Annotated in this window: 10 protein-coding genes; 9 read left to right on the top strand and 1 reads right to left on the bottom strand. The window is 50.1% G+C overall.

Translation table 11 applies throughout. The features are described from left to right. Window positions 1–22 precede the first annotated feature (22 nt). From B6A39_RS12380 to B6A39_RS12365, 4 genes are all read left to right on the top strand, one after another. A complete protein-coding gene (locus tag B6A39_RS12380) occupies window positions 23–1,096 on the top strand; it encodes a glycosyltransferase (RefSeq protein WP_083006142.1) in 1,074 nt (357 codons plus the stop codon). Further along, the gene (gene pgm, locus B6A39_RS12375; protein ID WP_083006140.1) at window positions 1,097–2,692 is read left to right on the top strand and encodes a phosphoglucomutase (alpha-D-glucose-1,6-bisphosphate-dependent); all 1,596 of its coding nucleotides are present in this window, start codon (window positions 1,097–1,099) and stop codon (window positions 2,690–2,692) included. Between the two features lie 303 nt (window positions 2,693–2,995). After that, entirely contained in the window at window positions 2,996–4,693 is a 1,698-nt protein-coding gene (pgi, locus tag B6A39_RS12370; RefSeq protein WP_083006138.1) for a glucose-6-phosphate isomerase, read from the top strand. Next, window positions 4,693–5,547 carry a UTP--glucose-1-phosphate uridylyltransferase gene (locus B6A39_RS12365; RefSeq protein WP_083006136.1) on the top strand — a complete coding sequence of 285 codons (855 nt, stop codon included), beginning with the start codon at window positions 4,693–4,695 and terminating at the stop codon, window positions 5,545–5,547. The genes pgi and B6A39_RS12365 overlap by 1 nt, the downstream gene beginning before the upstream one ends. A 71-nt stretch (window positions 5,548–5,618) precedes the next feature. On the opposite strand, the gene B6A39_RS12360 is transcribed toward B6A39_RS12365, so the two are convergent. Beyond that, window positions 5,619–7,346, bottom strand: coding sequence for an SLC13 family permease (locus B6A39_RS12360; RefSeq protein ID WP_083006133.1), 1,728 nt, complete (start codon window positions 7,344–7,346; stop codon window positions 5,619–5,621). A 141-nt stretch (window positions 7,347–7,487) separates the two neighbouring features. On the opposite strand from B6A39_RS12360, the gene B6A39_RS12355 reads away from it, so the two are divergent. From B6A39_RS12355 to glmS, 5 genes are all read left to right on the top strand, one after another. Then, window positions 7,488–8,306 (top strand): helix-turn-helix domain-containing protein, encoded by an 819-nt coding sequence (locus tag B6A39_RS12355; RefSeq protein WP_198036713.1) that lies wholly within the window; start codon window positions 7,488–7,490, stop codon window positions 8,304–8,306. Window positions 8,307–8,409: 103 nt separating this feature from the next. Next, window positions 8,410–9,348, top strand: coding sequence for a sulfate adenylyltransferase subunit CysD (cysD, locus tag B6A39_RS12350; protein WP_332308447.1), 939 nt, complete (start codon window positions 8,410–8,412; stop codon window positions 9,346–9,348). Then, window positions 9,348–11,252, top strand: a complete 1,905-nt coding sequence (gene cysN / locus B6A39_RS12345) for a sulfate adenylyltransferase subunit CysN (RefSeq protein ID WP_083006124.1) — start codon at window positions 9,348–9,350, stop codon at window positions 11,250–11,252. The genes cysD and cysN overlap by 1 nt, the downstream gene beginning before the upstream one ends. A 97-nt stretch (window positions 11,253–11,349) precedes the next feature. Then, entirely contained in the window at window positions 11,350–12,120 is a 771-nt protein-coding gene (gene cysQ / locus B6A39_RS12340) for a 3'(2'),5'-bisphosphate nucleotidase CysQ (protein ID WP_083006122.1), read from the top strand. 277 nt (window positions 12,121–12,397) lie between these two features. Next, the gene (gene glmS, locus B6A39_RS12335) at window positions 12,398–14,245 is read left to right on the top strand and encodes a glutamine--fructose-6-phosphate transaminase (isomerizing) (RefSeq protein ID WP_083006120.1); all 1,848 of its coding nucleotides are present in this window, start codon (window positions 12,398–12,400) and stop codon (window positions 14,243–14,245) included. The last annotated feature ends 192 nt before the right edge of the window (window positions 14,246–14,437 follow it).

Below are 14,437 nucleotides of genomic sequence, written 5' to 3'. Positions count from 1 at the left end.
ATCCGGCCTGTACAGGTTTTATGTGCAAAATAATACGTTTATCGTTCTTAGCGATAGTGGCCTGCCCACTGAAGATATCTACTTTCTCGAATCAGCAGCTCCGGCGCTGCGACGTCAGGGGGCAACGATTGAGCGCGCTGTTGCTTCGCGCTCTTTTGGTGCGGCTTGGCGTCATGGCCGCTCTTTTTTACACCAGTATGCTGGCGCAAATTTGTTGCTATGCCGCTCGCTGCCGTTGGGCTGGCTGCGCTGGCTAGAACGGCATCGCCAAGCATTTGGCTATATCGGTTATCTAATTGATGATGATATTGGGGCGGCCGCCCATGACACTACGTTGCCGCCAGCTTACCGAAAACGTATGGCGCGCGTTGCTAAGTTTCAGCCCCGCTTAATGGTATTAAGCAATGAAGTAATTGCGTGCAGCGATGTTTTGGCTGAGCGTTTTCGTCCTCATCACCCGTGCGTATCAGTCTTAACGCCGCCTCTTATCGCTACGCTGCCAATGAAGACCCACTTTGAGTCATCTCCTTCAGCCTCGGCACCGTGGCGAATCGGTTTCCACGGTACTCGAGCCCACCTGGATGACTTGTTGAACATTGCTCCTGCTTTGCAGGCTATTCAGTACACTCGCGACGACACACAGCTTGAGCTGATGCTGGGTAAGCATACACCAAGCGCCTTGGTAGAATTACCCAATGTTTTGGCACCAGGCCCGCTACCTTGGCACGCTTTTCGCAGTTATCAGGCTAAGTGCCACCTGCACATTGGTTTGGCGCCGTTATTAAATACGCCCTTTAATCAGGGCAAGTCGTTTATTAAGTTTCTGGATATTGCTGCGATGGGCGGAGTGGGCGTCTACTCTAACCGTTATCCTTATACCGACGTGGTAAATGATGGGATTAATGGGCTGTTAGTAGAGGATGACCCAGAGGCTTGGCAAGCTGCTATTGAACAGCTACTTAATAATCCTATCGCGACGGCTAAAATGGCGCACCAAGCCGCGAAAGATGCCAGTGAAATCGGTAATCCGCAGCGTGCTATAAACTTTTGGCAGGCACGCGCGAACCAATCAAATGTAAATGAGGGAGCAAGTTGAATGGATGCCATCGTTAAGGCGTTTTTTGATGAAACCCCAGATGCCAACATCGCAAAAGAGCGTGTAGCATTTGGAACCTCAGGTCACCGAGGGCGTGCCACAGATCGCACCTTTAACGCGGCACACATTTTTGCGATTACTCAAGCTGTAGTAGATTACCGGAATGAGGCAGGTTACCAAGGCCCTATGTTCCTTGGCTATGATACTCATGCCCTTTCAAAACCCGCATGGGAGTGTGCTTTACAGGTGCTTGCGGCTAACAAAGTACCGGTGCTTATCGAAAAAAATCATGGTTTTACGGCAACGCCGCTTGTAAGTCGAGCGATCTTGCAGCATAACCACATTAATGACCTGACAGCACCAGACGCTGCATTGGCTGATGGCTTAATTATTACGCCTTCCCATAATCCACCTGAAGATGGCGGTATTAAGTACAATCCCTCTCATGGTGGGCCTGCTGACACTGAAGTAACTAAATGGATTGAGCTTCGCGCCAATGCCTATTTGCTACGACAGTTATGTGACATTTCTCCAGCCCCGCTAGAGCAGGCGCTAGCGCACGCGCAAGCGTACGATTTCACGGCCCATTATGTGGCTCAGCTGAGTAGCGTAGTGGATATGACCGCTATTCAAAAAGACAATCTTACGTTGGGTGTCGACCCGATGGGCGGTACCGCCTTGCCTGTATGGCAAGCAGTGGCTGAACACTATGGCTTGAATCTTGAGGTGGTCAATACGTCTGTCGATGCCAGCTTTGGTTTTATGCCACTGGATCATGACGGTAAGATTCGTATGGATTGCTCTAGTCCTGATGCCATGGCTAACCTGTTAAAGATTAAAGATCGATTCGATCTCGCTTTTGGCAACGACCCTGACGCTGATCGCCACGGCATTGTTGATGCCAATGGCTTAATGAACCCGAACCACTTTTTAGCGGTGTGCGTAGACTATTTGATTGGCCATCGACCTGAGTGGGCTGAAACGCTCAACATCGGTAAGACGCTAGTGTCCTCTTCGATGATTGATAGGGTTGTGGCCTCTCATCATCGTGAACTCTATGAAGTACCGGTTGGCTTTAAGTGGTTTGTTGAAGGGCTGCACCAGGGGTGGCTTGCCTTCGGTGGTGAAGAGAGTGCTGGGGCGAGCTTATTAACTCGCGATGGAAATGCTTGGTCTACCGATAAAGACGGCATTGTGCTTTGCTTGTTAGCCGCTGAAATCACCGCAGTCACTGGGAAAACACCCAGTGAATACTACCGTTCCTTAACCGAGCGCTTTGGTGAGCCATTCTACAAGCGTGTAGATACTGCCTGTACAGCAGAAGAAAAAGCGGCCTTTAAGAAGCTTACTGCTGACAGTGTTACGGAAACCACGTTAGCCGGTGACCTGATTACCGCTGTGTTGGTTAATGCCCCGGGCAACGGAGAGGCCATTGGTGGTTTGAAGGTAACCACTGACAGTGGCTGGTTTGCTGCGCGCCCCAGCGGTACTGAATCGCTCTATAAAGTGTACGCTGAAAGCTTTAAAGGCCCGCAGCATTTAGATGAACTGATTGATAGTGCCACCACGCTGCTTTCCAGTGTGCTAAAGGGGTAAACAGCGGGGCGGCTACGCCGCCATCGCCGGGATGTCGGACCACCGATAAATCGGCTTCCTACAATAGAACAGCGGCACGGTACCTTGTGGGAGGTAGCTTAAGCTCGCGATGATTGAGGCTCTTCAACCTGGACCAACGTACACGCAAAAGCAGCTATCGGAGTACGAGATTGCTACTCATACTTAACAATTCTTTGTCATCCTATTGTAAACTCTCGCGTTGAATGTGATGAGGGGTGATTTGGCTTAGCTTTTGCCTTGTATATTTGTCAGGTCATCCCTTAATTAATCAAGGAAGACAATATGAACTCACCGCTTTCTAACGTAAATCCACGTGTTTATACACCAGTAAATGAACTGCATGTGCATGCAGAACATCTTTATGCCCAGTCCTTAAGTGATCTTTTAGGTAATGATTCCGGCTGTGCTCAACAGCGTGCCCGTGCATTGGCATTCACCTTCGGTAGCTTGCATATTGATTTCAGTAAGCAGCGTTTAACGACTGAAACCATCGGGCTTTTAACGGCATGGGCAGAAAGCTGTGGGCTAACTGCTAAACGGCAGGCGCTGTTTGCTGGTGCTGAAGTCAATCCTTCTGAGAAGCGGGCGGCACTGCATGTGGCTGCAAGGTGGCCAACTAACGAAGTGCCACCAGAGGGCATGGAAAGTGCAGCAGCTTTTTGTCAGCACCAGCGTGAACGTATGTCGGAGATGGTTAAGCGGGTCCATCGTGGTGAGTGGTATGGCGCTACCGGGCAAGCGATCACCGATATTGTGCATATTGGTGTGGGGGGCTCTGATTTGGGGCCAAAACTGATCAGTGAAGCGTTAGCAGATCGCCCCAGTAGCATTAAAGTAGACGTGCACTATGTTTCTACGATGGATGGCGCGCAGCTGCTGCCCTTGATGGAGAGCTTAAACCCTGCGACTACGCTGTTGGTGTTGGCCTCCAAATCCTTCACTACCGCAGATACTCAGTTTAACGTACGTACGGCGCTGGCGTGGTTAAGTCACGCACTAGAGGTAGATGAAGCGACCGTTTGTCGTTATCAGTTGATTGGTGTGTCATCTAAGCCTGAAAAAATGACGGATTTTGGCATTCCTGAATCGCAGCAGTTGGTGTTCAAGGAGTGGATCGGTGGTCGCTTTTCGCTGTGGTCGCCTATTGGGATAAGTGTAGCAATGCAGCTTGGCTTGGAGTGCTTCGATGCGCTATTAGAAGGGGCGCATGCCATGGATAAGCATTTTTTGGAGGCGCCGTTAGCATCAAATTTACCAGTATTGATGGCCTTGGTAGGGGCGTGGAACTCGCAATTTTTGAATATTCCCACTCATGCCGTGCTGCCATACGATGGCCGTTTGAAGAGCTTAGCCGCGTATTTGCAACAGTTAGAAATGGAGTCTAACGGTAAAAGTGTTGGCTTGGATGGGCGTTCTGTTTCCCATGCAACATGCCCCATTTTATGGGGAGATGTGGGGCCTAATGGCCAGCATGCGTTTTACCAACTTTTGCATCAAGGTAGCCACACGGTGAGCGCTGATTTTGTGGCGGTTACGCAGCGCCCAGTGGCGGCCTGTGAAAAAGTAAGCCGTGCACTGGAAGCCCAGGAGCAGCTAACCTTAGCTCACTGTTTGGCGCAATCGCAGCTATTTGCGTTGGGTGATGATGCGATTCCTCCATCGCTTCGTGGCTATATGGCTCAAGGGTATCGGGGCAATCAGCCCAATTCTGTTGTATTGTTGAAAACGTTAAATGCATGGTCAATTGGAGCCTTGCTGGCGCTTTATGAACACAAGGTGTTTGTTCAATCGGTCTTATGGAATTTGAACCCTTTCGATCAGCCGGGGGTCGAGCTTGGAAAGCGATTGGCAACAAGCCTGTACCAAACGTTGGCAAATGAGCCAGTTGAGCATCAAAATGTAGAAGATCCGAGTACTACTCAACTGCTGCATAAAGTGAATGAGTGGCGTAAGCAACGAAATGATAAAGGAAGTAGTTAATGACTCAAGTGCGCAAAGCGATTATTCCGGTAGCTGGTTTTGGCACACGCCTTCTGCCCATCAGCAAAGCGATCCCTAAGGAGATGGTGCCTGTTGTGGATCGTCCACTGATTCAGCATGTGGTAGAAGAAGCGCTGGCGGCGGGTATCAATGAAATAATCTTGGTGACGCGAGCGGGTAAATCAGCCATAGAAGACCACTTTGATGCCCACTTTGAACTTGAGCATTCACTTGCCAGTAAGGGAAAAGATGCGTTACTGGAAACACTGTCTGCTATTTCTCCCAAAAAACTCAAAGTGACCAGTGTCCGCCAGCCCAATGCAAAAGGTTTAGGCCATGCAATTTTCTGTGCTGCGCATCTGTTGGATAAAGACGAGCCGTTTGCTGTCATCCTTCCTGATGTGTTGGTAAAGCCCCAGGTGGGTAGCAATGCCTGTGATTTAGGCAGCATGGTAGGGCGCTGGGATGCCAACGATGCTTCGCAAATTATGGTTGAAGCCGTGCCCAAAGAAGATGTTTACCGCTATGGCATTGTTGATTGTGACGAGCCAGCCGCGGGGGAAAGCGCCAACATGCGCGGTGTTGTAGAAAAGCCATCGCCTGAAGAAGCACCTTCTCGCCTTTCAGTCATTGGTCGTTATGTGCTTCCTTATCGCATCATGGAGTTATTGCGCGACCAACCGCCTGGTGCTGGTAATGAAATCCAGTTGACCGATGCGATTGACCGGTTGATGCAAGAAGGCAAAACTGTACAAGCGTTCCGTATGCATGGCCGTACTTTTGATTGTGGACATATTGAAGGATGGTTAAAAGCCAATACGACGCTCGCTCGCGAAGCGGGTTATGAGGTGTAAAGCGCGCCTGTATAACCAATGCTAAAAAAAGCCGCTCAGTTCACACTGCAGCGGCTTTTTTTTGGTCGTGCTCAAAAAGGAAACACCATTGGGGTAATCACTAAGACCGCGGCTGAGTAGGTTAGGCTAACCGGCAAGCCGATTTTGAAGAAATCTGTAATTTTATAGCGCCCTGGGGAATACACCATCAGGTGGGTCTGATAGCCAAAGGGAATTAAAAAGCAGGCGCTGGCACCATAGGCAACTGCCATCACAAATGGCAAAGGGTCGACACCAAAGGCTTGGGCGGTGCTCCAGGCAATAGGAAAAGCCAGTGCGGCGGCAGCGTTATTGGTAACTGTTTCGGTTAACAATAATGTTAGTAGGTAGCAGCCAATAAAAGCGGCGTAAACGCCGTAACCACTAAACATCCACTGCATTCCCTCTGCCAGAACAGAGGCGGCCCCCGAATTTTCTAACGCTTGCGCTATTCCCAATGCAGAACCAATGATCAGCCAAAGCTCAAACGGAAAGCGGCGGCGTAGCTCTGCCAAGCTAATCACTTTTAATAGCAATAGGCCGCCCAGTAACAGTAGCAAGCCATGAAACAGCGGCAGTAAGTTGGCAGTCGCCAGTGCGATAACCGTTGCAAACCCGCCTAGCGTAATGATGCTTTCTTTTCGCGTGAGTTGTGGTCGTGTAAAACTACCACTGAGCAGATGAAAGTTGCGGTCTATATTGCGGTGTTGACGAAAGTCAGCACTCACGGCCAGCAGCAAGCAGTCGCCCACCCGCAGTGGGATTTTGCCAAGCTGGCCTTCTAAGCGTTTGCCGCCACGGCGTATGCCAACAACGCCTGCACTAAACATACTACGGAAATCGACGTCCTGTAGTGTTTTGCTGGAAAGTTCTGATTCATGGGAAATCACCACTTCTACCAAATTAGTGGCGAGCAGGTTATCGGCTTGATGTCCAAATAGATTGAGTCCGGGAAAGCGTTGTAGTGCCTGAACTTTGCTTACTTCTCCAGTAAATACTAGCGTATCGGCCGCTTGAAGGCGTTCTTCTGGCGCGACGGGGCTGATTAGGCGGCCTTGACGTTCAATTTCTAATAGATACAGCCCATTTAGGCTTCTTAAGCCGTTTTCTTCAATACTCTTGCCAATCATCGGTGAGTCGGCTTCTACATCGGCAGCGAGAAAGTAGGAGAGTTTTTCGTCAGTATCTTCCAGGCGATGGTGAGGTAGAGCGCTTGCGCGCCATAACAGTATGCACAGCGTAATTAATGCGACAGGCACGCCCACTAAACTGAATTGAAACATGCCTAGCTCACTACCGCTGGCACTGAGGTTAAAGGAGTTCACTACTAGATTGGTAGACGTACCGACCAGGGTGGTAATCCCGCCTAAAATCGAGGCATAAGAGAGCGGAATTAACAGTCGTGAAGGAGCAATACGCTCTTGGCGCGAGATGGCACCTAAAAAAGCAGCGACGACGGCAGTGTTATTCAAGAATGCCGACAGAACCGCAGTGCTGCCCATTAATTTAGCCGTAGCAAGACGTGGATGGCCTTTAAGCAGGTGGCGGGAAAGCCAATCGAGTAATGGCGAGCGCTCTAATGCAAGCGATACAAGCAGCAATAATAGCAAGGTAGCAAGTGCTGGGTTGGTGTATTGCATTAGTAGCGTACTTGTGTCGACAAAGCCTAGCAGCAAAAACATGCTGGCAAACGTAACAAAAGCAATAGCGGGCTTAACCTTGCCGCTGATTAATAGGACGAGCAAAACGGTAATTGAAAATAAAACGGCCCAGGGGGTCATGATGGGTCCTTATAAAACCAAAAAATACACTAGGTGCTTGATGGATTTTACGCAGGCTTTTATGATGGTGTCTAATAATTGATTTAAATAGTATTTTTCAACGCTAAATATTGATTAAAAATCAAAAGGTTAAAATACATATTGAGCACTAAACATTTATCGCCTGAACTGTTGAATGCGCGTCGTAAGCAGGCTGTTCAGCTACGCTTAGATGGTTACACTGTCGCGGTGGTCAGTCAACAAACAGGGTTATCAGCGCCTACTGTCTCGGCAGCGTGGAAAGCCTTTCGAGAAGGCGGGTGGGCGGCTGTACCTGTCAAGCCACGCGGACGGTTAAAGGGTCAGGCAAATGTGCTTAGTGCGGATGTTCAGGCGTTATTGTGGCAGGCGCTTTTTCAACAACCTGTTCAAGTGCCAGAACAAGTTCCAATCCAACGGGCAGAAGATACGCCGCATTTGATTGAGCCAGGCTGGAGCAGTGCCGGATTAGCCGAGTGGTTGGCTATTCAGCATGGTGTTGTGCTCTCTCAGCGGGCCATTGAACATTGGTGGGAAGCGCAGGGGCTAAAGCATGAGCCTTGGAAGCTAAGTGCCTTAGCAACGCAGCGTTCACAACAGGGCCGCTGGTTTCGAACCGCAGTAGCTCCGCGCTTCAATAAGTTGAAAGAGGCTGATCAGCGGTGGCAGGGGGGCGTTCGACATATTGCCCATCCTACGAAGTCGCTGTTCCAGATTTATTTGCATGGGTCGAGAGGCCGTTTGCTGATGCGTTGCTTTGAAAGCCCGCCAGACGCTCAGGCATATCTATCTGTATTTGCCGCCTTGAAGGCTTATGGCGTGAAGGTGCTGGTGTTTCATGGGGCGTTGCTAACCGCTAGCCCTGACATTACCGATTGGTTGGCGCAGCAGGCGTCGTTTTGTCTAGTGCCTGTGTCTGCTGATTTAGCGCTTAGCGCCTAACAGCAGCTGAGGTAAGTCCTGAGGTAAGCAAGGTAAGTCGTTATTCAGCATCAACATGCTGCTAATTTTACAGGGTTTTTAAGGCGGTGCTGCGAGCGACCACTTGAAAACAGTTTTTAACACAACGTCGGGAAAGATGATGACATCACTCACCCATTTACAGCGACTGGAAGCGGAAAGCATCCAGATTATGCGCGAAGTGGTCGCCGAGGCCGAAAACCCGGTAATGCTTTATTCCGTAGGTAAAGACTCTGCGGTCATGCTGCACTTGGCACGTAAGGCGTTTGCGCCTGGGCCGCCGCCGTTTCCATTGTTACACGTGGATACGCGCTGGAAATTCCGTGCGATGTATGAATTCCGCGATAAAATGGCCGAAGAGATCGGTATGGATCTTCTGGTGCATATCAACCCGGAAGGCGTTGAGAAAGACATCAACCCGTTTACACATGGCTCGGCGATTCACACCGATGTGATGAAAACCGAAGGCCTGAAACAAGCACTTGATAAGTACGGGTTCGATGCGGCTTTTGGCGGTGCCCGCCGTGATGAAGAGAAGTCACGTGCTAAAGAGCGTGTGTTCTCTTTCCGTTCTGCTCAGCACCGCTGGGACCCGAAAAATCAGCGTCCTGAGCTGTGGAAGCTGTACAACACGCGTAAGAACCCTAAAGAGTCTATTCGCGTATTCCCCATCTCTAACTGGACTGAGCTGGATATTTGGCAGTATATCCATCTGCAGAATATTCCCATTGTTCCGCTGTACTACTCGGCAGAGCGCCCCGTAGTTGAGCGTGATGGTGCGCTGATCATGGTAGACGATGAGCGTATGCCGCTGGAGCCGGGTGAAGTCCCGATGATGCGCAAGGTTCGTTTCCGCACGCTAGGCTGCTACCCCCTAACAGGAGCGGTGGAGTCTGACGCCGATACGCTGCCAGCTATTATCCAAGAGATGCTGCTGACTAAGACCTCTGAGCGCCAGGGGCGAGTGATTGATCATGACAGCGCAGCATCTATGGAGAAGAAAAAGCAAGAGGGGTATTTCTAATGTCGCATTCATCTGAACTCATTGCCGAAGACATCGAAGGTTATCTGAAGGCTCATGAGCACAAAGGCTTACTGCGTTTTATTACCTGTGGCAGCGTCGATGACGGCAAAAGTACTCTGATCGGTCGCTTGTTGTTTGAATCCAAGCTGTTATTTGAAGATCAGTTGGCTGCTATTGAAGCTGACTCTAAAAAGTATGGTACTCAGGGCGGCGATATGGATTTTGCGCTGCTGGTTGATGGTCTGGCAGCAGAGCGTGAGCAAGGCATCACTATCGATGTGGCCTATCGCTTTTTCTCCACTGAAAAGCGTAAGTTTATCGTTGCTGATACGCCTGGGCATGAACAGTACACCCGTAACATGGTGACTGGTGCTTCCACGGCAGACGCAGCTATTTTGATGGTTGATGCGCGCCACGGAATTTTAACGCAGACGCGTCGCCACAGTTTTTTAATGTCATTGATGGGCATGCGGCATGTCGTCGTTGCCATCAATAAAATGGACTTGGTGGATTACTCTAAAGCGCGTTTCGACCAGATCGTTGAAGAGTACCGTACGTTTGCCAAACAGCTCGGTTTGGAAAACATTACGTTTATCCCTATGTCGGCGTTGAAAGGCGATAACGTTATTGAGCCGAGCCCGCACATGCCTTGGTATCACGGCACTACGCTGATGGGCTATTTGGAAACGGTAGAGCTGGATGCTGAGCATTTGCAGCGCTCTCCCTTCCGAATGCCAGTGCAATGGGTGAACCGTCCTAACCTGGACTTCCGTGGCTTTAGTGGCATGGTAGCCAGTGGTGTTGTTCGCCCTGGCGATCAGATTCGTGTTCAGCCTTCTGGTAAAACCAGCACGGTGTCACGCATCTATACCTTTGATGGTGATTTGGATGAGGCGGTGGCAGGACAGTCGGTAACACTGCTGCTGGAAGATGAAATTGATATCTCTCGGGGCGATGTCATCTCCGGTGTAGAGCAGCCTGCGCATACGGCTGATCAGTTCGAAACAACGTTAGTGTGGATGCATGAGGCGCCGCTGCTGCCAGGCCGCCCTTACTTAATGAAGCTAGGCACCCAAATGGTGTCAGCGACCGTTACCGATATTAAATATCAGGTTAACGTTAATACGCTGGAACACACGGCTGGCAAGCAGCTTGATTTGAACGGCATTGGTGTCTGCACGATTAGCCTCAACCGTGCGGTTGCTTTTGATGCCTATAAAGACAACCACGACACTGGCGGCTTTATCCTGATTGACCGTATGACGAACAATACGGTGGGTGCAGGTATGCTGCATTTTGCCCTTCGTCGTAGCCAGAATATTCATATGCAACACGTGGATATTGATAAACAGGCACGTGCGTTGGCGAAGAGCCAGAAGCCCGCAGTTCTGTGGTTCACAGGTCTTTCTGGTGCTGGTAAATCAACGATCGCTAATTTGGTTGAGAAAAAGCTATTTACCCAGGGCCAGCATACCTACTTACTAGACGGTGATAACGTTCGTCATGGTTTAAACCGTGACTTAGGCTTTACTGATGCTGATCGCGTTGAAAACGTGCGTCGCGTAGCGGAAACTGCCAAGCTGATGGTTGATGCTGGGTTGATCGTTATGTCCGCGTTTATTTCGCCTTTCCGTAGCGAGCGTCAACTAGCGCGAGATTTGCTGGAAGCAGGTGAATTCATCGAGATTTTCGTAGATGCACCGCTAAATGTAGTAGAAGCTCGTGATCCTAAAGGTCTTTATAAAAAGGCTCGTCGCGGTGAGCTGAAAAACTTCACAGGCATTGATTCAACGTATGAAGCACCTGAGTCGCCAGATATTCATCTGAAAACCTCAGAAATGAGTGCCGAAGAAGCGGCTGATAGCGTGATTAAGACGTTGCGTGAGCGTGGCCTAATTAGCTGATTTCCATGCAGTGTAGGTTAAACACGTAATGTAAATACTGATAAGCCACCAAGCAGCCAGTCCCTGTTTGGTGGCTTAATCATAAGGAAATGACAAGATGATTGATCAAGCGTTATTGGATTCTGTGGAACGTATTGCTCGTGACGCGGGCGATGCCATTATGACGGTTTATGCACGCGAATTTAGCGTGGAAGAGAAAGAAGACAAAAGCCCATTAACTGAAGCGGATCAAGCAGCTCACCATGTGATTGTGTGCGGCTTGCAGGCGCTTTCTTTACAGTTGCCTATACTCTCTGAAGAGGATGCAGAAGGCTTTGCTGGTGTGGACAGCAATGGTTGCTATTGGCTGGTAGATCCGCTTGATGGCACAAAAGAGTTTATCAAGCGCAACGGTGAGTTCACCGTTAATATTGCACTGATTGAAAACGGCAAACCCGTGTTAGGCGTTGTTACCGCTCCGGCGCTTGAAACCGCTTATGTCGCCGCTGAAGGTTTAGGTGCATTTAAGGTGGAAGCGAATGGCGAACGCCATGAGATTCGAGTTGCAGGTAGGCCGGAAGCAGCTTCCACTTGGCGTGTCGTGGGTAGTCGCTCGCACCCCAGTCCGGACTTGGCAGCGTGGCTTGAAAAGCTAGGCAAGCACGAAATGCTGCCCATGGGCAGTTCGCTTAAACTATGCTTAATTGCAGAAGGAAAGGCCGATGCTTATCCCCGTTTAGGCCCTACCTGCCTTTGGGACACTGGCGCTGCTCATGCGGTCGTGCTACAAGCGGGTGGCCGGGTTGAAACGTTAGAAGGCGAGCCGCTTAGCTATGCCAACCCCAGTGAAAAGCTGAATCCGTATTTTGTTGTTTGGGGAAATGCGTAAAGGCTATGCTTTGAGGACCGAGTTTTAAAGACCGAGCTTTGAAGGCTCTGGGCTATGGGGAGTGTAATATGCTCCCCTTATAAGAGTCTGTTTATGGGGTGCTTGCTATGGTTGTTCCTTTGGAGCTGGCTATGATCAGTCTCTTGTAGCTGGTTTGTGTCACGGATGTTTGTAAATAGCCCTTTGCAGATGGTTCTTTGCTAGCTGTGTTTTGCACATGGCTCTTTACATACGATGAATGCCATCGTCGTTATAAGTCGTTATTAAAGGATTTAGTATGTGCGGAATCGTTGGCGCTGTTGGCGTAATGGAATGTACCCCGTTTTTGCTTTCAGGCTTGAAAGTGCTTGAATACCGCGGCTATGACTCTGCTGGGTTAGCAGTGTTAAGTGACTCTGGTAAGTTAGCACGTGCCCGCGCTAAAGGCCGAGTGTCGGTACTTGAAGCCCGCGTTAAGGAGGAAAGAGTCGAGGGGAAAGTAGGCATTGCTCACACCCGTTGGGCAACCCACGGAGTGCCTGCTGAACGTAACGCTCATCCCCATATTTCTAGCGGGTTAGCCGTTGTGCACAATGGCATCATTGAAAACTATGAAACCCTACGTGAAAAGCTTCAGGGGTTTGGCTACGAGTTTACTTCTGACACCGATACTGAAACCATTGCGCACCTAATCCAAGCCTGCTTTAAAGGCGAAATTGGCGAGCCAGCGGAATCCCTATTTTCTGCGGTACGTTGTGCTGTGGCGCATTTGCATGGTGCTTTCGCGCTGGCGGTGGTCAGCGAAGAAGAGCCGGATTGCTTAGTCGTGGCTCGTGAAGGTTCGCCGCTGATGTTAGGTATTGGTGATGATGGCCACTATGCCGCTTCAGATGCCTCGGCGCTGCTGTCTGTCACTCAGCGTATGATGTACCTGGAAAACGGTGATGTGGCGCGCTTAACGCGTGATTCGATCACATTGGTTGATACGCTTGGCCAGCCCGCTCAGCGAGAAGTGGTTATCTCTAGCCTTTCTGCGAATGCGGTTGAGCTAGGCGAGTTTAATCACTACATGCAAAAAGAAATATTTGAGCAGCCCCAAGCGTTGGGCAACACGTTGGAAATGCTGAGCGGCGCCGGTCAACTGCAGCCGGGTATCTTTGGCGCAGAAGCGCAAGACGTTTTTGATAAAGTAGGTTCTGTACTGATCCTAGCCTGTGGGACGTCTAGTTATGCAGGCATGACGGCTAAATACTGGATTGAACAAGTCGCTGGTATTGCGTGCAATGTTGAAATTGCCAGCGAATACCGTTATCGCCAAAGCGTAGCGAATCCCAATCAGCTCGTCGTGGTTATTTCTCAGTCGGGTGAAACTGCTGATACGCTGGCTGCATTGCAGCACGCTAAATCAATGGGGCACACCCATACACTTGCGATTTGTAATGTGCCTGAGTCAGCCATTGTCCGTGAAACCCTGCTGCGTTTTATTACTCGCGCTGGCCCGGAAATTGGTGTTGCTTCTACGAAGGCCTTTACCACTCAGCTGAGTGCACTATTTTTGCTTACGCTTTTGTTGGCAAAAGCGAATCATCGGTTAGATGAAACAGTTGAGAAAGCTTATCTAGACGAGCTACGCCATTTGCCAATCGCGGTTAAAAAAGTGCTGGCGCTAGAGCCGAGCATCAAGGCGTGGTCGAAACATTTCGCCAATAAGCAGCATGCGCTGTTCTTAGGCCGTGGCCGCCATTTCCCGATTGCGTTGGAAGGGGCGCTGAAGCTAAAAGAAATCTCTTATATTCATGCGGAAGCTTACCCTGCAGGGGAGTTGAAACACGGCCCGTTGGCATTAGTCGATGCTGATATGCCTGTGGTGGTGGTGGCGCCCAATGATGAGCTACTTGAAAAGCTAAAAGCCAACATGCAAGAAGTGAGTGCCCGTGGCGGGCAGCTTTATGTGTTTGCTGATGGCGGTAGCACCGTTAAGCCAAGTGAGGGCGTTAATGTGCTGGTGATGCCGGAAAACTACGGTTTGCTTTCGCCCGTACTGCACGTGGTAGCACTCCAACTGTTGTCTTACCACGTAGCGCTGGTAAAAGGCACCGACGTAGACAAGCCCCGTAACTTGGCGAAAAGCGTCACGGTGGAGTGATGCGAGGGCTTCATCAACTGTTGCTTACTTAGTTACGACGCGGGTGCCTTAGTAGGAATGCGGGGCATTCCCGCCGTTCTGTCATTCCCGATAATCCCACTCGGGAATGACGCGATTGCCCCCTTCGCTCGTCCCTCACGAGATTCGTCGTTGCATCGAGAGCGGCTATTCTTAGATTGATTTCCATCGTAT

This window comes from Halomonas sp. GT (genome assembly GCF_002082565.1).
GTDB lineage: Bacteria > Pseudomonadota > Gammaproteobacteria > Pseudomonadales > Halomonadaceae > Vreelandella.
Note: the sequence above shows the minus strand (reverse complement) of the source record. Positions and strands in the feature narration are given on the sequence as shown.